Annotated in this window: 20 protein-coding genes; 15 read left to right on the top strand and 5 right to left on the bottom strand. The window is 33.0% G+C overall.

Annotated elements, in window-relative coordinates:
- The first annotated feature begins 110 nt into the window (after positions 1–110).
- From IW20_RS20550 to IW20_RS20540, 3 genes are all read left to right on the top strand, one after another.
- Positions 111–1409: a DUF3472 domain-containing protein gene (locus tag IW20_RS20550; protein ID WP_035626927.1), complete on the top strand. Its 1299-nt coding sequence runs from the start codon at positions 111–113 to the stop codon at positions 1407–1409.
- Positions 1410–1469: 60 nt separating this feature from the next.
- Positions 1470–2849: a Gfo/Idh/MocA family protein gene (locus IW20_RS20545; RefSeq protein ID WP_035626925.1), complete on the top strand. Its 1380-nt coding sequence runs from the start codon at positions 1470–1472 to the stop codon at positions 2847–2849.
- 393 nt (positions 2850–3242) lie between these two features.
- Complete coding sequence (locus IW20_RS20540; protein ID WP_035626923.1) at positions 3243–5102, top strand: glycoside hydrolase family 35 protein; 1860 nt, start codon at positions 3243–3245, stop codon at positions 5100–5102.
- Positions 5103–5179: 77 nt separating this feature from the next.
- Here the strand turns inward: IW20_RS20540 and IW20_RS20535 are convergent, their stop codons facing one another.
- The 4 genes from IW20_RS20535 to guaA form a co-directional block, all read right to left on the bottom strand.
- Positions 5180–5581, bottom strand: a complete 402-nt coding sequence (locus tag IW20_RS20535) for an OsmC family protein (protein WP_035626921.1) — start codon at positions 5579–5581, stop codon at positions 5180–5182.
- Entirely contained in the window at positions 5581–7602 is a 2022-nt protein-coding gene (locus IW20_RS20530; protein WP_035626954.1) for an amino acid ABC transporter substrate-binding protein, read from the bottom strand. The genes IW20_RS20535 and IW20_RS20530 overlap by 1 nt, the downstream gene beginning before the upstream one ends.
- Positions 7603–7668: 66 nt before the next feature.
- The gene (locus IW20_RS20525) at positions 7669–9591 is read right to left on the bottom strand and encodes a lytic transglycosylase (RefSeq protein WP_035626918.1); all 1923 of its coding nucleotides are present in this window, start codon (positions 9589–9591) and stop codon (positions 7669–7671) included.
- 62 nt (positions 9592–9653) lie between these two features.
- Entirely contained in the window at positions 9654–11183 is a 1530-nt protein-coding gene (guaA, locus tag IW20_RS20520) for a glutamine-hydrolyzing GMP synthase (protein ID WP_035626915.1), read from the bottom strand.
- 706 nt (positions 11184–11889) lie between these two features.
- On the opposite strand from guaA, the gene IW20_RS20515 reads away from it, so the two are divergent.
- Positions 11890–13053 carry a sialate O-acetylesterase gene (locus tag IW20_RS20515; protein WP_035626913.1) on the top strand — a complete coding sequence of 388 codons (1164 nt, stop codon included), beginning with the start codon at positions 11890–11892 and terminating at the stop codon, positions 13051–13053.
- A gap of 5 nt (positions 13054–13058) precedes the next feature.
- Positions 13059–14162 (top strand): sialate O-acetylesterase, encoded by a 1104-nt coding sequence (locus IW20_RS20510; protein ID WP_081912530.1) that lies wholly within the window; start codon positions 13059–13061, stop codon positions 14160–14162.
- 730 nt (positions 14163–14892) lie between these two features.
- Here IW20_RS20510 and IW20_RS20505 read toward each other — a convergent pair.
- A complete protein-coding gene (locus IW20_RS20505) occupies positions 14893–15606 on the bottom strand; it encodes a hypothetical protein (protein ID WP_035626910.1) in 714 nt (237 codons plus the stop codon).
- A 288-nt stretch (positions 15607–15894) separates the two neighbouring features.
- Between IW20_RS20505 and IW20_RS20500 the strand changes: the two genes are divergently transcribed.
- The 10 genes from IW20_RS20500 to IW20_RS20455 all read left to right on the top strand — a co-directional run bounded on the left by IW20_RS20500 (position 15895) and on the right by IW20_RS20455 (position 25361).
- Positions 15895–16815: a DnaJ C-terminal domain-containing protein gene (locus IW20_RS20500; protein ID WP_035626907.1), complete on the top strand. Its 921-nt coding sequence runs from the start codon at positions 15895–15897 to the stop codon at positions 16813–16815.
- Complete coding sequence (locus tag IW20_RS20495; RefSeq protein ID WP_051886057.1) at positions 16808–17113, top strand: chaperone modulator CbpM; 306 nt, start codon at positions 16808–16810, stop codon at positions 17111–17113. The genes IW20_RS20500 and IW20_RS20495 overlap by 8 nt, the downstream gene beginning before the upstream one ends.
- Positions 17114–17411: 298 nt before the next feature.
- Positions 17412–17924, top strand: a complete 513-nt coding sequence (locus IW20_RS20490; protein WP_035626904.1) for a hypothetical protein — start codon at positions 17412–17414, stop codon at positions 17922–17924.
- A 44-nt stretch (positions 17925–17968) separates the two neighbouring features.
- Positions 17969–18889: a phytanoyl-CoA dioxygenase family protein gene (locus IW20_RS20485; protein ID WP_035626902.1), complete on the top strand. Its 921-nt coding sequence runs from the start codon at positions 17969–17971 to the stop codon at positions 18887–18889.
- Positions 18890–19382: 493 nt separating this feature from the next.
- The gene (locus IW20_RS20480; RefSeq protein WP_035626900.1) at positions 19383–19769 is read left to right on the top strand and encodes a RidA family protein; all 387 of its coding nucleotides are present in this window, start codon (positions 19383–19385) and stop codon (positions 19767–19769) included.
- Positions 19770–19874: 105 nt separating this feature from the next.
- Positions 19875–21101: a voltage-gated chloride channel family protein gene (locus IW20_RS20475; RefSeq protein WP_035626895.1), complete on the top strand. Its 1227-nt coding sequence runs from the start codon at positions 19875–19877 to the stop codon at positions 21099–21101.
- A 231-nt stretch (positions 21102–21332) separates the two neighbouring features.
- On the top strand, positions 21333–22337 hold the full coding sequence (locus IW20_RS20470) for a DHH family phosphoesterase (RefSeq protein WP_035626893.1): 1005 nt from the start codon (positions 21333–21335) through the stop codon (positions 22335–22337).
- A gap of 6 nt (positions 22338–22343) precedes the next feature.
- Positions 22344–22991, top strand: coding sequence for a gliding motility-associated peptidyl-prolyl isomerase GldI (gene gldI / locus IW20_RS20465; protein ID WP_035626891.1), 648 nt, complete (start codon positions 22344–22346; stop codon positions 22989–22991).
- 24 nt (positions 22992–23015) lie between these two features.
- Complete coding sequence (locus IW20_RS20460; RefSeq protein WP_035626888.1) at positions 23016–24110, top strand: peptidylprolyl isomerase; 1095 nt, start codon at positions 23016–23018, stop codon at positions 24108–24110.
- A gap of 39 nt (positions 24111–24149) precedes the next feature.
- Positions 24150–25361 (top strand): peptidylprolyl isomerase, encoded by a 1212-nt coding sequence (locus IW20_RS20455; protein WP_035626885.1) that lies wholly within the window; start codon positions 24150–24152, stop codon positions 25359–25361.
- Positions 25362–25406: the final 45 nt, after the last annotated feature.

The following is a 25406-nucleotide window of genomic DNA, read 5'->3' as shown; positions in this document are numbered from 1 at the left end:
TAATGGTTAGTTAGTAAATAAGGCTCTCTTTAGAATTTCCCTCTTATATAAATAAGAGGGATTCTAGAGAAGTTAAATACAAAAAACAATAATAGCTAAAATCAGGCTAAATGAAATATTATAAAATCATTTTCTCTTTCCTTACCTTTTTGCTTATTAGCACAAATGTATTGGCACAAGATTCAAAAAACGAAATCCATTTGCCTCTTGGCGGAAACGCTTTTAGTTCTTACAATCTTGAAAGTAACAATACTATAACCGATAACGGAATAGAAAACTGGACAGATCCTAAAGAATACTTTACCGTTTATTTTAGAGTTTCAACTCCAGGATTAATCCGAATCTCAACAGATGAGTTTGTAAATGTTCAAGGAAAATCTACATTAGAATTTGGCATTAACAAAGAATTGAAAAAAATCGAATTTGACGAAAACAACAAAAGGCCAATTGTAATAAACGAATGGAAAATTATTGACACAGGATATGTTGCTTTAAAAATAAAAGGGATTAGTAAAACACAAAATAATTTCCCTTCTATTTCTAAATTAATTATTAGTGGGTCAGCACTCCAAGGAAAAACTGCTTTTGTACCTAATAATGATGATAACTTTTTTCATTGGGGACGAAGAGGTCCTTCGGTTCATTTAAATTATACAGTTCCCGAAAAAGTAAACGTTCAATGGTATTATAATGAGGTTACAGTTCCTGTAAACGAAGACAAAATAGGTTCCTATTATATGGCAAACGGTTTTGGCGAAGGATATTTTGGAATACAAGTAAATTCCGAAACTGAGCGTCGTGTATTGTTTTCTGTTTGGAGCCCTTTTGAAACAGATGATCCAAAAAGCATTCCTGAATCGCATAAAATTAAAATGCTGAAAAAAGGAGAAAATGTACAAACTGGAGAGTTCGGAAATGAAGGTTCTGGCGGACAAAGTTATTTAAGATACAACTGGAAAGCAGGAAAAACATATAAATTCTTGCTTAACGGAGTTCCACAAAATGATAATTCAACCACATATACCGCATATTTTTATGCACCCGAATTAAACAAATGGATGTTAATTGCAAGTTTTAATCGTCCGCAAACTAATACTTATTTAAAAAGATTTCATTCTTTCTTAGAGAATTTCGTACCACAACAAGGAAATAAATCTCGCAAAGTTTTATTTAACAACCAATGGTATTGCGATGATAAAGGAGTTTGGACAGAAATAGATTCAGCTATTTTTACAGTAGACAATACTGGAAGAAAAGGATACAGAATGGATTATTCCGGTGGTGTAGAAAAAGGATACTTCTTTTTGAAAGATGGAGGATTCTTTAACAAATACACCAAAGCCAAAACTAAATTCACAAAACCATTAAAGCATAATAAGCCAAGTATAAATTTTAGTACTTTGCCATAAAAATATTAAGACAATTCCAAAAACAGATTGCTCACAATTTTAAATTAAAATTAATTCAACATGAAAACTAGTATCTTTAAATTTTTTCTGATATCCTGCTTCTTTTTAGGATATGCTACTTCTTCAGCTCAAATGATTAAGACACCTACTCCTGCACGTGCCAAAGGACAAAAAGATGTTTTACGTTTAGCAATTGCTCCAATCCCAACTGTTCGTATTGCCTTTATTGGTTTAGGAATGCGTGGTCCAGGTGCAGTAGAACGTATGACACATATTCCGGGTGTAGAGATTGTAGCACTTTGCGACATGCTTGAAAAAAACACCAAATCTGCAAACGAAATCCTTACGAAACAAGGTTTTCCTAAAGCTAAAGAATTTTATGGTGATAAAGACATTTGGAAACAAGTAACTGCGCTTCCAAACGTAGATTTAGTTTATATCGCTACCGATTGGAAAAACCATGCTAACATAGGAATTCAAGCTATGAAAGATGGTAAAAACGTAGCTATCGAAGTTCCTGGTGCAATGACAATGAAAGAAATTTGGGATCTTATCGATACTTCCGAAAAAACTCGTAAACACTGTATGCAATTAGAAAACTGTGTGTATGATTTCTTCGAACTTACTACATTAAACATGGCTCAACAAGGTTTATTTGGAGAAATTCTTCATGCAGAAGGTTCTTACATTCACGGTCTTCAACCATTTTGGGGAGAGTACTGGAATAACTGGCGTATGGATTACAATATAAAACACCGTGGTGATATTTATGCGACACATGGTATGGGGCCAGCTTGTCAAGCATTAAATATCCACCGTGGTGATAAAATGAACTATTTAGTATCTATGGATACAAAAGCAGTAGGAAACCCTGCTTACATCAAAGAAAAATCTGGAATCGATATTAAAGATTTTAGAAACGGAGATCATACTATGACAATGATTCGTACTGAAAATGGAAAAACTATCCAAATTCAGCATGATGTAACATCTCCACGTCCATACAGCCGTATGTACCAACTAAGCGGAACTAAAGGATTTGCTAATAAATATCCTGTAGAAGGTTATGCATTAGATTCTAAATCTATTAGCTCAGATATTAAACCAGATCACGAAAACTTAAGTGCACACAAATTCATGCCAGAAGATGTGAAAAAAGCATTAATGGAAAAATACAAACACCCAATTGTAGTAGGAATCGAAGAAAAAGCAAAACAAGTTGGTGGACACGGTGGAATGGATTTCATCATGGATTACCGTTTGATTCACTGCTTACAAAACGGATTACCTCTTGATATGGATGTATACGATCTTGCTGAATGGTCTTGCTTAGGTCCATTAACAGAAATTTCTCTTGACAACAATTCTTCTCCGGTAGAAATCCCAGATTTCACACGTGGAGGTTGGAATAAGTTAAAAGGTTTAGAATTTTCTAAATAACATAAAATTTTGAAGTTAGTTAAATTGCATCAAGAGGGCACCATTATAAAGTGCCCTCTTTTTGTTATACACATTCGCTTTTAAGCAAAATGTCAAACCAATTTCATTAAACTTTGCTCTAGATAAGCTTGGTCAATATCAAGCTTAGTCAGGAACGCAGATAATACGGATTCGTCAAAGACGAAAACGCAGATAAAAACGGGTTTTTTCTTATCCTTATTTAAAAAAATCTGTTTTTATCCGCGTCTTTACGGAGTAAATCTGTGTCATCCGCGTTCCTGACTAAGTACTATTGAAACTCAGTATGACGCTTCGCCTCAGGGTGACATAATTAATAACCAATCTCTATAAACCCAAAAACACAATAAATTATAATCTTTAATTCAATTAAAAATGAAAAAAGTTTATTTAGCCCTCCTATTTTCTTTCTTTACGCTCTCCGCTTTATTAGCACAGCAAAAACAAACTTTTGCCATAAGTGATGGAAACTTTTTGTTAAATGGCAAACCTGTACAAATACATTCGGGCGAGATGCATTACTCCCGTATTCCTCAACCGTATTGGCGTCATCGTTTAAAAATGATGAAAGCAATGGGATTAAATGCCGTTGCCACTTATGTATTCTGGAACTACCATGAAACTACTCCGGGAGTTTGGGACTTTAAAACAGGAAACAAAAACATAGCCGAATATATAAAAATAGCACAAGAAGAAGGCTTATTCGTGATCTTACGTCCAGGCCCTTATGTTTGTGCCGAATGGGAATTTGGTGGTTATCCGTGGTTCTTACAGAATGTTCCCAATATGGTAATACGTGGAAACAACACAGCATATCTAGCTGCAACCAAAGCCTATTTTGCCGAATTGTATAATCAGGTTAAGGATTTACAAATTACCAAAGGCGGACCAATAATCATGGTACAAGGCGAGAACGAATTTGGTTCTTATGTTGCTCAACGCAAAGATATTCCTCTCGAAGAACATAAAAAATATAGCGCAGCCGTATTTCAGCAATTAAAAGATATTGGTTTCGAAGTTCCTTTCTTTACTTCTGATGGAAGTTGGTTATTTGAAGGTGGCGCTTTACCAGGCGCATTACCAACTGCAAATGGTGAAAGTGATATTGCTAAACTAAAAGCAGTAGTAAATCAGTTTAATAATAATCAAGGTCCTTATATGGTAGCCGAATTTTATCCTGGATGGTTAGATCATTGGGCAGAACCTTTCCCTACTCAAAAACCAGAGCAAACGGTAAAACAAACCAAAAAATATCTAGACAATCAGGTTTCCTTTAATTATTATATGGTACACGGAGGAACAAATTTCGGTTTTACTTCGGGCGCTAATTATGACAAAGAACACGACATTCAACCCGATATGACATCGTATGATTATGATGCACCAATTAGCGAAGCAGGTTGGGCAACTCCTAAATATAATGCCTTAAGAGAATTATTAAAAACAAATGAAACTCCTGCTATTCCTGACCAAATACCAGTAATCACTATTCCGAATATAAAGCTGACAAGAGCAGTAGATTTAGCCGATTTAAAATCTAAAATTTCTCCTGTAATAGAGGATAATCCGCAAACATTTGAGCAATTAAATCAAGGTGATGGTTATGTTTGGTACAGTAAGAAATTCACGCAACCTATTAGCGGAAAATTAGAATTAAACGGATTACGTGATTATGCAATAGTATATGTAAATGGAAAAAAAGTAGCCGAGCTAAATCGTTACTATAAAAAATACGATTGCGAAATCGAAATTCCATTTAATGCAACATTAGATATTGTTGTCGAAAATATGGGACGCATTAATTACGGTTCACAAATCAATGCCAACAATAAAGGAATTATAAGCCCTGTTATTATAAACGGAGAAACTATTACAGGCGATTGGGAAATGTATAAATTACCTATGACTACTGAACCAGATTTAACAGCTTATAAAAACTCTGCAAAAGCAAACCGACCAACTTTATATCAAGGTACTTTTAGCCTTAGCAAAACTGGAGACGCATTTCTAGATATGCGTGATTGGGGCAAAGGAATTGTATTTGTAAACGGAATCAATATTGGTCGTTACTGGAGTGTTGGTCCACAACAAACACTTTACTTACCGGGATGTTGGCTTAAAAAAGGGAAAAACAGCATCGTTATTTTTGAGCAAAAAAATGAAACCATCCAAAAGGAAGTAAAAACAATCCTTACTCCTATTCTTCAAGATTTAAGACCAGAAAAAGGACAATAAAATCATCTTTACAATAACCACAAAAAAAGCCATCAAAGAATATTCCTTGATGGCTTTTTTAATATAATCTAAAGAACTTACTTCCAGTTAAAAGTAATTCTTTTTTCAATATCAGTATTCAAACTTAAGAAAACCGGACAAGTCATTGCGGCTCTTTCTAAGATTGTTTTGTTTTTTTCATCTGCAACACCCTGCATTTCAAAAGCAATTTCGATAGCTCCAATTCTTCTTGGTTCAGCGTTCATTATCTTAGTTACTTCGGCAGTTGAACCAATGAAATCTACGTTTAAATCACGAGCTTTAATTCCCATAATAGTCATCATGCAACTTGCCAAAGCATTTGCAACAGTATCAGTTGGAGAAAAAGCTTCTCCTTTTCCGTTGTTATCTAAAGGTGCATCAGATATGATTTCATTTCCTGATTGCACGTGTATTGATTTAGTTCTTAAATCCCCTAAATAGGTTACTTTTGATGTCATTAGTTTGCTTCTTTAATTGTTAAATCACTATCGTAATATAAGATGTAAACGCCTTTATTAGCATATCCTCCATCTTCTTTTTTATAAAACTGAAATTTATTATCTACTTGTTCTGTTGCAATTTCACTTGCAGTTTCTTCGTATGTTTTCCCTTGAGATAATCGCATCATAGTATCAAAAGTTACATCAAAACCTCTTGTAGCATAAGTATTTGGATTGATTTTGTTTTTGTTTCTATACTCTTTTTCAAAGATAAGTGCTCCTGGCGATTCGTTTTCACGTGTTACCGATGGATACATTAATTTCAATTTCGTTAAGCTTTCAAAACTAACTTCGTCTGTATCCAATGTACTATTTGGCTCTAAAATTACCAACTGTACCTGATATGCCGACATAGAACTCAACAAGACTTTAATTGTAGCGTTAATCATAGCGGTATTTGCCGTTTCCATTACTACATAATTCATACGGTTAGGTACAAACTGGATTTTTAAACCTGCTGGATTAAAATCTCCTGCTTCAGTAACTGGTGCAAAAATTACTCCTTTTTGATTTTGCTGAATATATTGTCTTATAGATTCTTTTTTCTTATCAACAACTGCAATTATGTTACCTCCTTTAGAACGCATATAATCAAACATTGCATTCTTTAAAATATCATTAGATGGAATTGTTTGGTACAAGTTATCAAATGGATTTCCCTTATCTTTAGACAAAGGAGAAATCACAGGAACATTACTTCCTCCTAATAACTTAGCTGTTGCCTCTGCATTAGTTTGATAAAATGGTCCGATAACTGCATCCATTTCTTGTAATCTGTTACTTTGTACAATAGACGCTACACTCGATCCGCTTTTTGTTTCTTGAGAATCAAAAATCGAAACATCTATTGGTAATCCTAAAACTTTAGCCGAATCTATTGCCATTAATGCTCCAGAATAAAAATCTAAAGTCATATTCAAGAACTTATCTTTTTTCAAACGAGTTGCAGCACTAGTTGTATCACTTTGAATTTTAGATAAATTAAAAGGTAATAATAATGCTATTTTCTTACGGTCATTACTTCTCTTTTTAGTTAAAGTAACTACTTCTTTTACTTCCTCTTTAATTTCTGGCCTTGTCTCAGATTTAATTTCTGGTGGCGGCATAATTCCAGCAGGAACTTTTAAAATCATTCCTTCCTGAACTCCTCCAGACAAGCTAGGATTTAATTTAAGTAACTCATCTTGCGACAAACCAAATGTTTTAGACAAACTATATAAAGTCTCTTTTGGTTTTACCTGATAATCTGCATACGATACTTTTTTTGCAGTTTCGATTACAGGAGTTTTTACTTCGTTTTTAACCGGAGTAGTTGTTGGAGCAACTATTTTTGGAGCAGTTCCTTTTATTGTTAAACGGTATCCTACTGGCAAATTCGGAACTACTTCCGGATTGCGCTTCTCTAATTCTTCTACTGTAATACCATATTGTTTTGCAATCGAATACTTGGTTTCTTTTGCTAAAACATCGTGGTAAACATATTTATCTTGTTGTTTAGCAGGAACTAATTTAGTTGCAGGTATTTTATCTTTTGATGCATCTTTAGAACTATTTCCAGAAGGAATAGTAAGCGTTTGTCCTATTTGCAAACCATCTTTTTCAAGAAATGGATTTGCCTTTTTTAAAGCTTCATCTGATACATTATACTTTTTTTCAATACCAAAAAGCGTTTCCTTAGCCACTACTTCATGCGTAGTAGTTCCGTTAGATTTTTTTGGAGTACCTGTAGTTGCTGCAGATTTATCTGTATTAGTTGTTTTTCCCGAACTACCCGGAATCAATAAAACACTATCCAGCTTTAAACCACTTTGTGCATCTGGGTTAAGCTTATAAATATCATAAGGAGTTACTTTGTACTTTTGAGCAATTTGGTTAATTGTTTCTCCTTTGGCAACGGTGTGTTTACTAATTTTATCCTGTGAAAAAACAGAATAAGACATCAAAAATGCAGTTGTAATTAGTATTGAAATGTATTTCATAATAAGATAAAAAATTTTAAACAAGATAGTATTTCTGTATAAAACAAGATTCCCCATGCTTGTTAATTATTTGCTAATGTATAATTCTAATTTAGCGATACTCCAATTTTTATAGAGCGGTGAATTTTCTTTTTGCTTGTATTTATATAAAGCTTCTTCTATATTTTCAAAACTCTCAGCATAAACATAATACGACTGACTATTTACATTATAGAAAAAACTAGCATTAAAATCCCCCGAATCTATTAGTTTCATAATAAATTGATCCCTTGGCGTAGCGTCTGTAAATATACCTAAAACCAAGTAATATCCGTTGGGAACTGCTTTCAGGTTATCAAAAAATTCAACTTTAACATCTTTATTAGTATAAAGAGGATCTTCTTTAATTTTCTGTTTTATTTCGTCTAATGATAACGTCGCAATTTGAGTTTCAGTATTTACCTGATTCTGAATTGCATTATCCTGATATCTTTTTAATTTTATCAAAGCCACCTTATCATCAAATGCTCTGGCCTCAGATCCATAAAACGAAGCTTTACTAATATGTCGCTTTACCTCTATTTTTTTCTGAGTATCTAAGGAATCAATTTTAGCAATCAATTTCTGATTCTGAGCATCATTTTTCTCCTGATCAATCTTATAATACTTGATTTTTTCTAAAGAAAGACTTTGCAAAAGCGTTTCGTCTGTTTTATTCTTTGTGTTCTCACGAACTTTTCTCTTGTACTCTTGATTTTCTTCTACAGCAATTCGCTCTACTTTATTCATCAAGCCTGCATAAGATTTTCTGTTTTCGGCTAATTCTTTTTTAAGTTGAGAAGAAAGTTCATTCGTTTTAGCAATACCTTCGTATGATAACTTTTCTAATCGTTTGGATTCTTTCATATTCAGAACATCCATCTTTTTTAAATCATATAAATCCTCGGTCATAGTAACTACTAATGAATCTAATTTTGACATTAAAACTTCCTGAACATTTTTATTCGCTTCCAGAACCAGTCTTAGTTTCTCTACCGAATTTCCCTTTAAACCATCCATTCCTTTAAGATCAACATTAAGGTCGTTGATTTTAATTACCTTCTCGTTCATTTCTTTCTGAACGATCAATCTATCTTTTAAGTCTTCTAATTGGATAGTCTTGGCTTTCGTTTTTTCGACCACAACTTGTTTCTCTGCCAATACAAGCATTAATTCTTCATTGTCGTTGGTAGGCGTAATTTCTTTGGTATTGATGGCAAGTTTATTTCCTTCAACTAATCCGTTTACAATTTCAGGGTTTTGAGCCTCAAGCTGATCAATTGTAATTCCGTATTTTTTTGCGATAGAATATTTTGTTTCTTTTGGTGCTACAACATGAAAAATAGTTTCTCCGTTTATAACACGAACACGACCATCAAGTGTTTTCCTTTTATTCGGAATTACAATTGTTTGTCCTACTTGCAAACCATTTAATAAGATTTCTTTATTTAAGTTTTCTAAGTCTTGAACCGAAACATTATATTGTCTGGCAATACTAAATAAAGATTCTTTGGCTAAAACCTCATGTGTCAATTTTGATGAAGTACTATTATTTGCAGAAACAGTTTTAAGTATACCAATAGCATCTTGTGGAATAATAAGTTCCTGACCAATTTTTAATCCATCTGTTAAAATTGCAGTATTTGCATTTTGGATGGCTTCAACACTTACATTATATTGCTTTGATAATCCAAACAAAGTCTCTTTGGCAGCAACAATGTGCGTAAGTTGTTTGGTTTCTTTCTCCTTTACGGGAGAATGTACTGGAATCCGGATAATCTGGTTATCCTTTAATCCGCTTTGCGATTCGGGATTTAATCTGTAGATCTCATCTAAGGGAACTTTATACTTCTGGGCAATGAAATAAGCAGTTTCTCCTTTTTGGATTTTGTGTTCAATAATTGATTCTTGCGCAGTTATTTTGTTAAAAGACAAAATAAAGACAAGAGAAATCGTTAAAAGTTCTCTCATAAATAGTAGGTTTGAAAAAATTAAGGCATTACAAATGTAATGCCTTAATTTTAAAAATAATACTATTCCCACTCAATTGTTGCAGGTGGTTTTGAGCTAATATCGTAAACGACACGATTCACGCCTTTTACTTTATTTATAATGTCGTTAGAAACTTTCATTAAGAAATCATAAGGTAAGTGTACCCAGTCGGCAGTCATACCATCAGTAGATTCTACAGCTCTAAGCGCTACTACTTTTTCGTAAGTACGCTCATCGCCCATTACACCAACACTATTTACAGGAAGTAAAATTGCTCCTGCTTGCCAAACTTTATCATACAAACCCCAAGATTTTAATCCGTCGATAAATACGGCATCAACATCTTGTAAAATTTGTACTTTTTCTGGAGTAATATCTCCAAGAATTCTAATTGATAATCCTGGTCCTGGAAAAGGATGTCTTCCTAATAACTCTGGATCTATTCCTAAAGTAGCACCTACTCTACGTACTTCATCTTTAAAAAGCATACGTAATGGTTCTACAATTTTCAATTTCATATAATCTGGTAACCCACCTACATTATGGTGTGACTTAATAGTTGCCGATGGCCCTTTTACAGAAACCGACTCGATAACATCAGGATAAATTGTTCCTTGTGCCAACCATTTTACATCTTCGATAAGGTGTGATTCATCATCAAAAACTTCGATAAATACACGACCAATCGTTTTACGCTTGGTTTCTGGATCACTAATTCCTGCTAATTCAGACAAGAAACGATCTCCAGCATCTACTCCTTTTACATTTAATCCCATTCCTTTGTATTGATCTAATACATTTTGGAATTCGTTTTTACGAAGTAAACCGTTATTTACAAATATACAGTATAGGTTTTTACCAATAGCTTGGTGTAATAATACAGCTGCTACAGTCGAATCTACTCCTCCAGATAATCCTAAAACTACTTTATCATTACCTAATTTCTCTTTTAATTCTCCCACCATTTCTTCAACAAAAGCATTTGGTGTAAAGTTTTGAGGAACTTCAGCAATTTTTACTAAGAAGTTTTCTAGCATTTTTGATCCATCTGTAGAATGGAAAACTTCTGGGTGATATTGAATACCATAAGTAGTTTCACCTTCTATTTTGTAAGCAGCAAATTCTACGTCGTGTGTACTTGCTAATTTTACACCATTTGTAGGTAAAGCTTTGATACTATCACTATGGCTCATCCAAACTTGGCTGTTTTCAGAAACACCTTCAAAGAAAACTTCGTTCTCTTTAATATAAGTTAAATTGGCTCTACCATATTCTCTGGTATCTGAAGCAGCTACTTTGCCTCCGCTAAAATGTGCTAGATATTGTGCTCCGTAACAAACTGCCAACACTGGTAGTTTACCACGAATTTGAGATAAATCAGGATGTGGAGCATCTTCTGCGCGAACAGAGAATGGACTTCCTCCTAAAATTACTGCTTTATAACTTGATAAATCACTCGGAAAATGATTGTAAGGGAAGATTTCGCAGAATATATTTAATTCGCGAACTCTACGCGCAATAAGCTGAGTATATTGCGATCCGAAATCTAAAATAAGTACGTTGTGTTGCATGCGCAAAAATACTTTTTATATTCCGAAATGAAAAATTGAATTTTAATTTTTTTTCAAGTTTACAGCTTCTGGAATTCTAAAATACTAAGACTCTAAGAATTTTACTCTAAAAAACTAAATACAATTACAACTCTCAACCTTTAGACCTTTCAATCGCTATTCTTTTATTTGTTGTCTTTTAAATAATTCATCTCCATTTTCTCCATTCCCAACATTAACCTCTTATTTGGTCTTCAAAATTGTTCAAGATTCACATTACAAAAACTACTTTTCACTCCCATTATTGTACAGATATTTTAATTACAACACCATAACCCTCCTATAAAACAAAAACACTAACATCTAAAAATCAGTTATTTACGAAATATTTAAAAACTAAAAACTTACATAATGATCTAATCCTGGCTTAAATTATTCAAAAACAACTTTTACATAAAGAACAAAAAAATAACTATTTAACAATCAATAACTTAAAAATTAAACAACATAAAAACATTATCAGTATTTAAACCTGTTTTTCCCAGAATAAAAACAATTTCATTTTCTATCAATGACAACATTTAGTTTTAATATTAAGAAAATATTTACACAAACATGAGCTATATTTGCAAAAAATATAATACTTTCTTTACAAATAAAAAGAACGATTTAAATGAATTACATTCTTAAATTAAATCTTTTTTAGGATAAACTAAAAAACAAATCAATGAAAAACAAAACTACACTACTGCTCTTCTCGATCCTATTTGCTTTTTTAGGATTAAAAACATCTGTTGCGCAAACCAAAAAAATGCCAACAAATGCTAATGATGTTTCTTATGATGTAATTTTGGTTGCTGGCCAATCAAATACGCATTATGGTTACCAACTTAACAAAGCTATTGACACAGTAAGCTCAAGGGTATACTCTCTTAACAGATTCGATGGTTTAGATTACAGAATTGCTCCAGCAAAACCAGCGCTAGATTTCTGGACAAGAGCAACTGACAGAGTTGGATTTGTTACAAACTTCTCAAATCTTTATGTAAACGATATTCTAAAAAACTCTAAAAGAAGAGTACTTATTATTCCTTGCGGATATTCAGGAAGTAGTATTACAAGTTGGACAAAAAACCAAAACCTATATAGTGATGCTATAAAAAGGGTAAACTATGTTTTACAAAATGTTCCTGGTAGTAAATTAGTAGCTATACTTTGGCATCAAGGTGAAGCTAACGTTGGATGGAGTCCTTATGAAAAAACTCTTGATCAAATGATTGCTGATATGCGATCTGATATAGATCAAAAGAACATTCAAGATGTTCCTTTTATACTTGGTGGTATGGTTCCGTATTGGGTAAATTTAGCAAGTAATAGAAGAACACAGCAAGAAATTATAAAAAGTACACCAAGTAGAGTACAGAATACAGGATTTGCAGATTCAGAATTTCCTACTGTAATCACAAAACCAAATAATAACTCTGATAATATCCATTTTGATGCTGCAGGTCAGAGAGAAATGGGCGTAAGATATTATAAGGAATTTTTAAGAATGACTAATAATAAAGATGTAAAACCTCAAATGGTAAGTGCATCAAAAAAAGTTGAAGAACCTACGATTGAGGTCGAAAGTACATTAATTGAACCAACAATTGAAGCTGAAAAAGTATTGCTTTACCCAAATCCTACAACGGACAACATAACGGTATCTGCAACTTCAAAAATTAAAAATATTGCCATTTTTAATCAAAGCCAACAATTAGTTTTTCAACGTAATTACGACCAAAATGAGGTTGTAATTTCAGTAAATCATTTTCAAACAGGAATTCATATTGTATCGGTAACACTTGAAAACAATGTTATCAAACAATTAAAAATTATCAAAAAATAATCAAGATGAAATATATAAAATTACTATCAATATTATCATTACTATTTTGTTTCCAATTATCAATCGCTCAAAAAAGTACAGATTCTAACTTACAAGAAAGCGAAGGATATGATGTCATTTTAGTAGCAGGACAATCTAATACACATTATGGTTACCAACTTAATAAAGCTATAGATACTGTAAGTTCAAGAGTTTATTCTATTTACAGACTAGATGGTTTAAATTATAGAATTGCACCAGCAAAAGTAGCACTAGACTTCTGGACTAGAGCAAATGACAGAGTGAGTTTTTCTACTACATTCTCTAACCTTTATGTAAACGACATTTTAAAAAATTCAAAAAGAAAAGTTTTAATTGTTCCTTGTGGATATTCAGGAAGTAGTATTACAAGCTGGACAAAAAACCAGAACTTATATAAGGATGCAATAGAAAGAGTTAATTACCTATTAGACAATATTCCTGGAAGTAGATTAACGGCTATACTTTGGCATCAAGGTGAGGCAAATGTTGGATGGGCCCCATACCAAACAACACTTGATCAAATGATTGCAGATATGCGTAGCGATATTCATCAGGATGATATTCAGGAAATCCCATTTATACTTGGTGGTATGGTACCTTATTGGGCAAATTATAGAGCCGACAGAAAACAGCAACAGCAAATCATTAAAGCTACTCCTGATAGAGTTATGAATACAGGATATGCTGATTCTGAATCCCCTTCTGTAATTTCTAAACCAAACAATAATTTTGATGATATTCATTTTGATGCTGCTGGTCAAAGAGAAATGGGCGCAAGATATTATAATGAATTCTTGAAAATGCAAAAACTTGCATTAGGATTGAAGATTAACAGATATCATGAAGTTCAATATCAGATTGACTCAGCAAAAACTATTGCTGTTGACAAAATTGATGTTACTGCCAATAAAAATTTAAAATCGGGAATTGTATACGATAGTACCGGAACTAAAGTATTAGAAGTAGAAAATCTTACTGCCAACAAATTTTCTATAGAGGTTGATAAATTACCTTTAAGTGATACCCCATATAAATTACAAATCATAGATTCATATAATCTTACTCATGATTACAAATTCTTTCGTTAGGTTAAATAGATTAACCTAACTACTACATTACAAAAATCCCTTATTCTGTTTTTAATTGAATTTAAAAATAAAATAAGGGATTTTTATATAAATATGATAATAGAAAAGTTAAAACCAAAACCTCAGAACCTTTGTGTCTTTGAACCTTAAAAAACAAACTCAAAGGTATAACATAGCTCACGGTTTCAATCGTGTGATACAGATTATGATAATGTATTGCGCTCCAACGGTTGAAACCGTTGGCAATGTTCACAACATGCAATTAGTTTGATTTATATTGTATGAGTTATACTCACATCAAAAGACAAGATTATGTCAGTTTCAATAAAAAATCTTTAACTTCAAAAAGAGAAACCTTAGAACCTCAGAACCTTTGCAACTTTGAACCTTAAAAAAACCTTTAACCTCAAAAAAGAGAAACCTTAGAACCTCAGAGCCTTTGCAACTTTGAACCTTAAAAAAACCTTTAACCTCAAAAAGAGAAACCTTAGAACCTCAGAACCTTTGCACCTCTGAACCTCAAAGAAAAAAACCTTTAACCTCAAAAAGAGAAACCTTAGAACCTCAGAGCCTTTGTAACTTTGAACCTTAAAAAAACCTTTAACCTCAAAAAGAGAAACCTTAGAACCTCAGAACCTTTGCATCTCTGAACCTTTAAAAAAAAACCTTTAACCTCAAAAAGAGAAACCTTAGAACCTTTGCAACTTTGCAACTTTGAACCTTAAAAAACCTACTCTTCCTTAGTAACAACTACAGATGCCTTAAAGCCTGCTGCAAGGTTATTCCAATAATCATGAACTATTACATTTTTTTGATCATCTAGTATTTGGATTTCGGCGGTATTACCTCCTAAAGTTCCAATATTTAGTGCTTCAAATTCCATTTTATTGAATCCTTTATCCAGAATAATTTTAATGTCTTTAAAGTTAATATCTAAAAATACTTCAGACTGAATAACTTTACTATTAGAAGTTACTTTAACCAAATCGCCATCAATTGCTCCAAAATCTCTAAGTCTGATAATAAAGTAATTTGCTTTGGTTTTAAAATCTCCAAACGAAATATTCTGTTTAAGCAACGTCCCTCTTCCTTCTTTTAAACCTTGATCTTTTAGGGTTTTATTCAAATCTTTTTCCATTCCTGGAATGTATCGATCACCTGGATTTGCAAATTCATCAGAAGGTGTCATTGTAAAACTATCTTTCTTACCTATTTGATAAGAAGAGTTTAATTGTGATTGTACAGGTGCTATACTTGTGCTATTAAAAACATTTGGCGCTTTTATACTAGGTATCTCAGGCGGAATTGTTCCCGTAGGCGGTATTTTTTTAGGTTTAATGCCAAAATTTGCTGGAGGAATTGGTTTAAACTTAGTATTAAATTCTGCTTGAGCAGATGCTGTAGCAGTTGTGATTAATAGTATAAAAAATAAAAGCTGTTTCATTCGGGTATAATATTATGGAATCAATTTTTAGATTTTTAAAATCGAGAGTATACGCAAAAATAGCATAATTTAAATGGGCTCTACAACTTTAAGAGTTTTATAACAATATATTAGGCTAATTTTTGGATGCAAAAAACCTGCCAAAAAATCGAAAAAGACAAAATTCATGCTTCATAATATTAAAACTTTTCTTTCAAATATTTAATATAAAAAATATATCATTTTGATAATTAATAACTTATTCATAACTTCAATGTTTTAATTTACCATTATTAAAACCTCGTAAAAATGGATTATATAGACTATTATAAAACATTAGGAATTACAAAATCTGCGACTGAAGCTGAAATCAAAAAAGCATATCGAAAGCTAGCCAGAAAATACCATCCTGATTTGAATCCGAATGATAAAGAAGCCGAGCAAAAATTTAAGGAAATAAACGAAGCCAACGAAGTTTTAAGCAATCCCGAGAATCGTAAAAAATACGACAAATACGGGAAAGACTGGAAACATGCTGAGGAGTTTGAAAAAGCAGGATATGATCCTAACCAGCAACAATATTCCAGACAACAACAAGGTGGTCAGGGTTATTCTGGTTTTGGCGGAGGTGATTTTTCAGAAAGTGATTTTTCTGAATTTTTCAATTCTATGTATGGATCTGGCGGAAGAAGTTCCAGAAGTCAGGCTAAATACAGAGGTCAAGATTTTAATGCCGAATTACAATTAGATCTGGCTTCGGCTTATACTACACACAAACAAAATCTGACTGTAAACGGTAAAAATATCCGAATTACAATTCCTGCAAGTGTAGAAAATGGTCAAATTATAAAAATCCCTGGACATGGTGGCCCTGGAGCCAATGGTGGACCTAATGGCGATTTGTATATTACGTTTGTAATTGCAAACGATTCTGAGTTTAAAAGAGAAGGAAATAATCTATACGCCGATGTTGATCTTGATTTATACACGGCAATTTTAGGAGGCGAAGTCTTAGTAAATACTTTTGATGGAAAAGTAAAAATTAAAGTCCCTGCAGAAACGCAACCCGGAACCAAAGTTAAACTAAAAGGAAAAGGGTTTCCTGTATATAAAAAAGAGAACCAGTTTGGGGATTTATACATTACCTACACTATAAAACTTCCAACCAAATTGTCTCAAAAAGAAAAAGAATTATTTGAAGAATTAGCTAAAATAAGAAATCATGAATAGTAAAAACTTAATCCAGATAAAGCAATTTTGTATATATCATGAAATTGAAGACTCCTTTATAGCTAAACTAAATAATTATGGTTTAGTCGAAATTATTGTTCTGGAAGAAGAACAATATCTACAACCTGAACAATTACCTGCTATCGAAAAAATGATAAGAATGCATTATGATTTAAAAATTAATTTAGAAGGTATTGATGCTATTGCTCATTTATTAAATAAGATTGAAGCATTGCAAAAAAATCTTACCGCTACCCAAAATAAGCTTCGCCTTTTTGAACAATATCAGGTAGAATAATTTAAAGTATAATATCTTATTGAAAATAATGCCGCTTAAGAAATACATTCTTTAGATAATTAATCCTTTAAGCCTAAAAACTTCTTGTATTTTAAGGAGTCTCTTTATGAAACTTAACTGAAAACAAGAAGTTTTTTATTTGGAAACTACTGTGATAAAAAATGAATAAACCTGTAAAAATTGTTTTTTTCATGTTCTTAAAACAGGTATTTATACGTACCGACTAGATTTTTAAATACGTTAAATTTGAGTCATGTTTTTTTTAATACTGTCTACAACTTTCTAAAAAAAATACACTATGAAAAACAATTTTACCCCTGCTACCAATGCTTTAATTACAATTCCTAGAGGCTTAAAACCAATAGATCATTTTGAAAAAGGAGATGCTGTATCGGCAATATCAGTAAAACTATACAGGGGAAAAATTAAGTTATCATCGTCTAAAGCGAAGATTTCTTTTAGTACTGGTAATCAATACCAGTCTAATAAAATGGTATATATGACCTTACACCGTGATGATACTCCTTATTTAGTTTGTAACTCTAATTTGCCTTTTTTACTCCCAAACGGAAAATATACCAGAGCCGATAAACTCTTTTCTGGACAGGAAATAGTCGATAAAAATGGAAAATCATTAAAAATAGATAACCTTAGCATTAAAAAACATAAAGGTGAAGCACGCCAAATTTCAACAGATATAAAATGGGACAATACCCCAAATGGTCATTTATTGTTGATAAATGATATTGTAGTTGGAGATTTTATATTGCAAGTTTATTTTGATCAACTACCTCATGAAATGATACAGTAAATCTGTTTATTTCTTAATTTTAAACCACATCTACTTTTTAAACTATGCCTTGGAATATTCTTGAAAATCTATGGAATCGTACTTTAAACCCAAATACGGTTACCGCTACCAATGAAAATATAACTTGGGATAAAGAAATTGAAATGCTTTACCAATTAGGAATTAGCATGGAGGATACTTTACAATATTTGTACTTTGAAAAACCCGATTTTGAAGCTTTTAAAATTTGGGTTAACCAAAAAAAGAAAGGCAAAACATTAGAACCTCAAGACCTTACAGACAATGTATTATCTGATGATGATCTTGAGTTTTGGAATAGAAACGGATATGTTATTGTAAAAAATGCTATCTCTAAAGAAGATTGCGAAGATACTCAACTTGCTATTTGGGATTTCCTAAAAATGGATCCTAATAAAAAGGAATCCTGGTATAATAATCATCCGGATCAAAAAGGCTTAATGCTTAATTTTTCGGATCATGAAACTCTAAATAGAAATCGATTTTCTCCTCGTATAAAAAAAGCTTATGAACAGCTTTATAAAACTAATGATATATATAAAACGATTGATAAAGTAAGCTTTAATCCGCCAGAAACTCATGAATTCACTTTTTTAGGAGGTTCTCTCCATTGGGATGTTAGTTTAAGTTTACCTATTAGTTTTGGGTTTCAAGGACTACTCTACCTTACAGATTGTGGCGCACAGGATGGTGCTTTTCATTGTGTTCCTGGGTTTCATAATAAAATAGATTCTTGGCTAAAAAATCTTGAACCTCATATAAACCCCAGAGAAGAAATACTCAAGATAACTCAGCCTATTCCTATAGTTGCAAATGCGGGCGACTTTATAATCTGGCAAAACACATTACCACATTGCGCATCTGCAAACCAAGGTACATCTCCCAGAATGGTTCAGTACCTTACTTATTTTCCTAATAATTATGTTAGTAGCGAGAAATGGATCTAATGTATAATATACTACAAGTTACTTTCTTGTTTATATTTAAAAATAATTATCAATTGGTCTCCGAGGCTTATTTCGCGCGCAATGTCATTAAGGTAAACTTTTTGGGATAAAATTTTTCTCGCAAAGACGCCAAGTCGCCAAATTTAGGTGTGTTTTCTTTGCGATTTTGCGTCTTTGCGAGATGTATTCTGGGAAAATATTACAGCTGTTTCCATAGCTTAATAACAACAATCTCGCGTGAGGGATGGCAACAGAAAGCCCACAGCCTGACGAAGGAAGTGCGAGGACTTGTCGTGAACAGCCCGACCCGCTTTTTCTGCGGGGCACGCCCGAATATTAATTTTTATAACAAAACCGATTTTTTATAAGGAATTAATGGGGTTGTTTTACAGATTTTCTTGTGCATTTTTTATAAATTGCAGAACATTAATCTAACTATGAATTGCTCTTAAAACCACTCAAAAGCAGTTCGAAAACACACAAAAAACTTATAATGAAAAGAGAAAACATCTTGACTGGATCTCCATGGGAAGACAAAATGGGATACTGTCGCGCAGTACGTATTGGTAACATCGTAGAGGTTTCTGGAACTGTTGCAATTGTTGATGGCGAAAAAGTAAAAGCCGACGATGCTTATGCACAAACATTGAACATTCTGGAAAGAGTCGAAAAAGTATTGGAAGATCTAGGAATTGGTATGAAAGACGTAATTAGAACGCGTATTTTTACCACCGATATTTCGACTTTTGAATCTGTGGCTGGAGCACATTCGGCATTTTTTAAAGACATAAAACCAACAACTGGGTTTTACGAAATCAGCAAACTTGTTGCTCCTGAATACTTAGTAGAAATCGAGTTTACAGCTGTAATTGTAGGATAAAAAATCAAACTCGAATTTCACGAATTACACAAATACGTTCGTGAAATTCGAGTTCAAAACTGATTTGTTATCTTTGTACTCAAACAAATATTGTTAGCCTTTTTAATGGATTTAAAAGAAAAAATACTTCTCGCTCTCAAATGGATTTTCATTTGTCTTTTGATAGGTATTTTATCAGGATCTGCTTCGGCGTTTTTTTTAATTACTCTAGAGTTTGTTACTCAATATAGAATCCAACATGATTGGATTATCTGGCTTTTGCCAATTGGTGGATTACTTGTCGGTTTTAGTTATTATTACTTAGGCCAAGATGTTGTAAAAGGCAATAATTTATTGCTTGAAGAATACGAAAATCCTAAGCAGATTATTCCGCTAAAAATGGCTCCTTTGGTTTATTTCGGAACCATAATTACCCACTTATTTGGCGGCTCGGCTGGTCGTGAAGGTACTGCGGTGCAAATGGGCGGTGCAATTGCTGACCAATTTACCCGTATCTTCAAACTTGATAATTCTGAAAGAAAGACATTGATTATCTTAGGAATTAGTGCCGGTTTTGCTTCTGTTTTTGGAACGCCTTTGGCAGGTGCAATTTTTGCTCTAGAGGTGGTTTATTTTAGTAAAATTAACTTAAAAAGCATTTTACTTTCCTTTTTAGTGGCATACGCTGCTTATTTTACTGTCGAAATTTGGCAGGTAAAACACACTCATTATAGTATTCCGCTTGTTCCAGAAATTACTGCGACCAACTTATTTTACACTTTAATTTGTGGAGCATTATTTGGATTTGCTGCTTTATTATTCTCCCGCAGCACGCACTTTTGGGGTTCGTTATTCTCTAAAACTATAAAATATCCTCCCCTACGTCCTTTTGTTGGCGGAATCATTTTGGCAATTGCTATTGCTGGTTTTGGTTTTTCAAAATTCTCAGGATTAGGAGTTCCTGTAATTGTTGATGCTTTTACAAATACAAATGCTTGGTATGATTTTTTGCTTAAGATTCTCTTTACCGGATTTACTTTAGGAGCTGGTTTTAAAGGCGGAGAAGTTACTCCGTTATTTTTTGTGGGGGCAACTTTTGGCAGTGCTTTATCGCTTGTAGTTCCTATGCCTATCGCTCTTCTTGCTGGTATGGGTTTTGTTGCCGTTTTTTCTGGCGCAACCCACACTCCTATTGCCTGTACTGTCATGGGAATGGAACTTTTTGGGATTGAAAGCGGAATTTTTATCGCCATTGCTTGTGTTATAGCTTACTTATCTTCCGGCTCTGTAGGTATTTACAAATCACAAATTGTAAAAGGCCCTAAGTATAATTTGTATCAGAAATGGTTTTGACTTATTTTTTCTTAGTATTCGATAGCAGTCGCAGTGACAGTTCTCTACTGTAGCCTTAAAAAAACTCTCTTTTTTATCTAAAATAATCATGTCTAAAAACTGAAACTGAAAACTGTGACTGCTACTGGCACTGAAAACCATTACTATCAACTAAAATTAAGAAGATATAAAAGCATGTTAATGTCTAAAATCATTTCAGGTTTACATTAAAAAAATGTAAATTCGCACACTATGAAAATACAAGACATTCAAGCCATAAAGTTGTTACTTGCAACTCCAAAAAAAATAGCCATAATTCCGCACAGAGGTCCTGACGGAGACGCCATGGGCTCAACCTTAGGTTTATACCACTTTTTATTAAAAAATAATCATGAGCCAATTGTAATTGCTCCTAATGATTTTCCTGATTTCCTTGCTTGGTTGCCAGGTTCTGAAACTGTAAAAATATTCGAAAAAGATATCGATAACTGCACCAAAATTCTTGAGGAAGCAGAGCTTATTTTTACACTAGATTTTAATGCTTTACACCGCACTGGCGAAATGGAACATACTTTGGCTAAACTAAAGGCTCCATTTATCATGATTGATCATCACCAAAAACCTGATGATTATTCCGCTTACACCTATTCTGACACTTCGTTTGGATCTACTTGTGAGATGGTTTACAACTTCATTTCTTTCTTAGACAAAAAAGAAGATCTAGATAAAACTATCGCAACTTGTATCTATACTGGAATTTTAACCGATTCTGGTTCTTTCCGTTTTCCTGGAACAACAGGAAACACGCATCGTATTATTGCCGAGCTTATAGATTTGGGTGTAGAGAACACACAGATTCCGATTTTGCTTTACGATAATAGTTCTTACAGTCGCTTGCAATTACTTGGAAGAGCATTGCAAAACCTGAAAATTTTTGCTGAACACAAAACTTCTTATACATCTTTAACTCAAGCCGAATTAGATGAATTTAATTATGTAAAAGGGGATACTGAAGGAATCGTAAATTACGGTTTAAGTATGAAAGGTATCGTTTTTACTGCTATATTTATTGAAAATAAGGACGAGAAAATAATCAAGATTTCTTTCCGTTCTCAAGGTGGTTTTGATGTAAATGAATTTGCAAGAGCTCATTTCAGCGGTGGCGGACATAGCAATGCTGCTGGAGGAAAATCAGTTGATTCGATGGAAGAAACTTTGAAAAAATTTGAAGATTTAGTAACCAAACTAAAAATATAACCTACCATGAACTATCCTAAAATATTAACTTCTGCTATTGTTTTGGCCGTTTTGGTTTCGAGCTGTAAGCAACATGAAGATGCCAGAAGACCCATTTCTATTTCTTCGGGAACTTTCATGAAAAAATCTATCGAGCGAAATAAAAAACTCGTAGCTACTGAAGAAGAGCAAATTAAGGCTGTTATAAAAAACAACCCTAAAATAAAATATATTGCTTCGACAAAAGGATATTGGTACGCTTACGAAAACCAAAATACAACTGACACTATAACTCCAAAAAAGGGAGATGTTGCTTTTTTTGACTATGAAATAAAAGACTTAAAAGGGAATATTATTTATAGTGAAATGGAATTAAGACCTCAAACCTATTTTGTAGATAAACAAGAAATCATGATGGGTTTGCGTGACGGGATTAAATTAATGCACAAAAACGAAACTGTAAGTTTCTTATTTCCATCTCATATGGCTTATGGTTATCATGGTGATGAAAAAAGAATCGGAATTAATCAGCCTTTAATCTGTACGGTTACATTACACAATTTTGTTCCAGAAACTGCCTATAGAAGACAAATGGAAGCAAAAGCACCAAAATCTGAAACTCCTAAACCTACAACACACGCAGCTCCTGTAACAAATAAAGATTCATTAAATTAATAAAAAACAACTAATATTTTTAAAATGAAAAAAAGCCTCATATTATTATTACTTGCAATTACAACTCTTTACTCTTGTAAAGATGAACATAGCAATTTACCTGATGGTTTATATGCCGAAATTGAAACAAATAAAGGAAATATCATTGTTGAGTTAAATTACCAAAAAGCACCTATTACTGTAGCTAACTTTGTAACGCTTGCAGAAGGTAAAAACGAATTTGTTACTAATCCTGAATTAAAAAAGAAACACTTTTTTGACGGATTAAAATTTCATAGAGTTATCGAAAGTTTCATGATTCAAACCGGAGACCCATTAGGAACTGGTTCTGGAGATACTGGATACAAATTTAAAGATGAGTTTAGCGATTTAAAATTTGATAAAGGTGGTGTTCTGGCAATGGCCAATAACGGACCTGCTACAAACAGTAGCCAGTTTTTTATTACGCATGTTGAAACTCCTTGGTTAGAAGGGAAACATACTATTTTTGGTCATGTTGTAGACAAAGGAATGGAAGTTGTTAACCAGGTTAAACAAGATGATTACATCAAGAAAGTAACTATTATCAGAAATGGTGAGGCTGCTAAGAAATTTGATGCTGTAAAAGTTTTTCACGATTATTTCTCTGCTGAAGCTAAACAAAAAAGCGAATTTGAGTCTAAATTTAAAGGTGTACGTGATGAAAAATTAGCTTATTACGCTGATTTAAAAACTAAAGCTACAAAAACAAGTTCTGGCTTAGAATATGTAATTACTGAAAAAGGTAAAGGCAAAAAACCTGCTGCAGGAACACAAGTATTTATAAACTATGCTGGTTTTCTTGAAGACGGAACTTTATTTGACACTTGTATCGAAAGTGTAGCGCAAACTTTTGGGAAATTTGATGCTGCAAGAGCCGAAGCAAGACAATACAATCCAATCCCTTTTCAAGCTGGTAGTAAAGAAGGTATGATTCCTGGTTTTATCGAAGGTATCGAGCAACTTTCTATTGGAGATAAAGCGGTACTTTTCATTCCTTCTCATTTAGCTTATGGACAAGCTGGTGCTGGAGGTGTAATTCCGCCAAATGCAAATATTATATTTGAGGTACAGTTGTTAGACAAAATGCCACAACAATAAGTTTATTTTAGAAATTAACAGATTTTAAAATCAAATCAGATGAAATTAAAAATTCTATTTTTATTTTGCTTAGGTGTACTTAACCTACAAGCACAAACTAAAAAGCCTGTTCCGGGCAAGAAAACAACTATTACAAAAGTTGAAACTAAGCCTTCTGTTAACGAAGGGATTTTTGCTACAATTGCAACTAAAAAAGGAAATATTGTATTGCAACTTGAATACATAAAAGCTCCTATTACAGTTGCTAATTTTGTATCATTGGCAGAAGGAACTAATCCTTATGTAACTATCGATAAATTAAAAGGAAAACCGTTTTATGATGGTTTAAAATTTCATAGAGTTATTAATGACTTTATGATTCAGGGTGGTGATCCTGACGGAAATGGTTCTGGAGGTCCTGGTTATGCATTTAAAGACGAGTTTGATTCTAGTCTTAGATTTGATAAAGGTGGAATCCTTGCAATGGCAAATTCTGGTCCAACTACAAACGGAAGTCAATTTTTTATTACTCATAAAGAAACACCTTGGTTAAACGACAAACACAGTATTTTTGGTCATGTTGTAGAAGGAATGGATGTTGTTAATCTTATTCTACAAGATGATGTAATGATTACTGTAAAAATTACTCGTAAAGGAGCTATGGCTAAAAAGTTTGATGCGCCTAAAGTATTTGCTGCTTATTATGATAACAAAGCCGAAGATGCTAAAAAGCAAGCTTTGATTGATGCTGAAAAGGCAAAACAAGCACAAGCTGCTGCTCTTGAGCAAGAACGCATTTATAAAGAAAAATATGCTACTGTAATTGCTGCTAAAAAAGCTTATTTTGAAACTGCAAAAGCAACTGCTACAACTACTCCATCTGGTTTAAGCTATAAAATAGTTCAAAAAGGTACTGGTGTAAAACCTGTTGATGGATCGACTTTCTATTTTCATTATGCTGGTTATTTTGAAGACGGAACTCTTTTTGACAGTAGTTTTGAAGAAATTGCTAAAACTTACGGAAAACATGATACAAATCGTGCTGCTCAAGGAGGATATCAAGCATTTCCTTTTCAGGCTGGTAAAAAAGACGGTATGATCCCAGGTTTTCTTGAAGGTTTAGATCTTATGACTTATGGCGAGAAAGCAGTATTCTTTCTTCCTTCAAAACTTGCTTATGGAGAAAGAGGTGCTGGTGGAGTAATTCCTCCAAATACTACGCTTATTTTTGAATTGGAAATCTACAAAGATCAACCAACTCCAAAAAAATAATTTCTTTAAGTTATAATATATCATAAAAAAACCGATAGTTGTAAC

It is taken from the genome of Flavobacterium hydatis, assembly GCF_000737695.1.
Lineage (GTDB): Bacteria > Bacteroidota > Bacteroidia > Flavobacteriales > Flavobacteriaceae > Flavobacterium > Flavobacterium hydatis.
The sequence above is the reverse complement of the archived record's forward strand: the minus strand, read 5'-3'. Positions and strand labels throughout refer to the sequence as shown.

What these genes read in the sequence shown, in the direction of transcription:
- IW20_RS20525 (WP_035626918.1), bottom strand. Translation starts at nt 9,591, where the DNA reads ATGAGAGAACTTTTAACGATTTCTCTTGTCTTTATTTTGTCTTTTAAC.
- IW20_RS20510 (WP_081912530.1), top strand. Translation starts at nt 13,059, where the DNA reads ATGAAATATATAAAATTACTATCAATATTATCATTACTATTTTGTTTC.
- IW20_RS20550 (WP_035626927.1), top strand. Translation starts at nt 111, where the DNA reads ATGAAATATTATAAAATCATTTTCTCTTTCCTTACCTTTTTGCTTATT.
- IW20_RS20470 (WP_035626893.1), top strand. Translation starts at nt 21,333, where the DNA reads ATGAAAATACAAGACATTCAAGCCATAAAGTTGTTACTTGCAACTCCA.
- guaA (WP_035626915.1), bottom strand. Translation starts at nt 11,183, where the DNA reads ATGCAACACAACGTACTTATTTTAGATTTCGGATCGCAATATACTCAG.
- IW20_RS20485 (WP_035626902.1), top strand. Translation starts at nt 17,969, where the DNA reads ATGCCTTGGAATATTCTTGAAAATCTATGGAATCGTACTTTAAACCCA.
- IW20_RS20515 (WP_035626913.1), top strand. Translation starts at nt 11,890, where the DNA reads ATGAAAAACAAAACTACACTACTGCTCTTCTCGATCCTATTTGCTTTT.
- IW20_RS20500 (WP_035626907.1), top strand. Translation starts at nt 15,895, where the DNA reads ATGGATTATATAGACTATTATAAAACATTAGGAATTACAAAATCTGCG.
- IW20_RS20545 (WP_035626925.1), top strand. Translation starts at nt 1,470, where the DNA reads ATGAAAACTAGTATCTTTAAATTTTTTCTGATATCCTGCTTCTTTTTA.
- IW20_RS20480 (WP_035626900.1), top strand. Translation starts at nt 19,383, where the DNA reads ATGAAAAGAGAAAACATCTTGACTGGATCTCCATGGGAAGACAAAATG.
- IW20_RS20530 (WP_035626954.1), bottom strand. Translation starts at nt 7,602, where the DNA reads ATGAAATACATTTCAATACTAATTACAACTGCATTTTTGATGTCTTAT.
- IW20_RS20505 (WP_035626910.1), bottom strand. Translation starts at nt 15,606, where the DNA reads ATGAAACAGCTTTTATTTTTTATACTATTAATCACAACTGCTACAGCA.
- IW20_RS20535 (WP_035626921.1), bottom strand. Translation starts at nt 5,581, where the DNA reads ATGACATCAAAAGTAACCTATTTAGGGGATTTAAGAACTAAATCAATA.
- IW20_RS20495 (WP_051886057.1), top strand. Translation starts at nt 16,808, where the DNA reads ATGAATAGTAAAAACTTAATCCAGATAAAGCAATTTTGTATATATCAT.
- IW20_RS20475 (WP_035626895.1), top strand. Translation starts at nt 19,875, where the DNA reads ATGGATTTAAAAGAAAAAATACTTCTCGCTCTCAAATGGATTTTCATT.
- IW20_RS20540 (WP_035626923.1), top strand. Translation starts at nt 3,243, where the DNA reads ATGAAAAAAGTTTATTTAGCCCTCCTATTTTCTTTCTTTACGCTCTCC.
- IW20_RS20455 (WP_035626885.1), top strand. Translation starts at nt 24,150, where the DNA reads ATGAAATTAAAAATTCTATTTTTATTTTGCTTAGGTGTACTTAACCTA.
- IW20_RS20460 (WP_035626888.1), top strand. Translation starts at nt 23,016, where the DNA reads ATGAAAAAAAGCCTCATATTATTATTACTTGCAATTACAACTCTTTAC.
- gldI (WP_035626891.1), top strand. Translation starts at nt 22,344, where the DNA reads ATGAACTATCCTAAAATATTAACTTCTGCTATTGTTTTGGCCGTTTTG.
- IW20_RS20490 (WP_035626904.1), top strand. Translation starts at nt 17,412, where the DNA reads ATGAAAAACAATTTTACCCCTGCTACCAATGCTTTAATTACAATTCCT.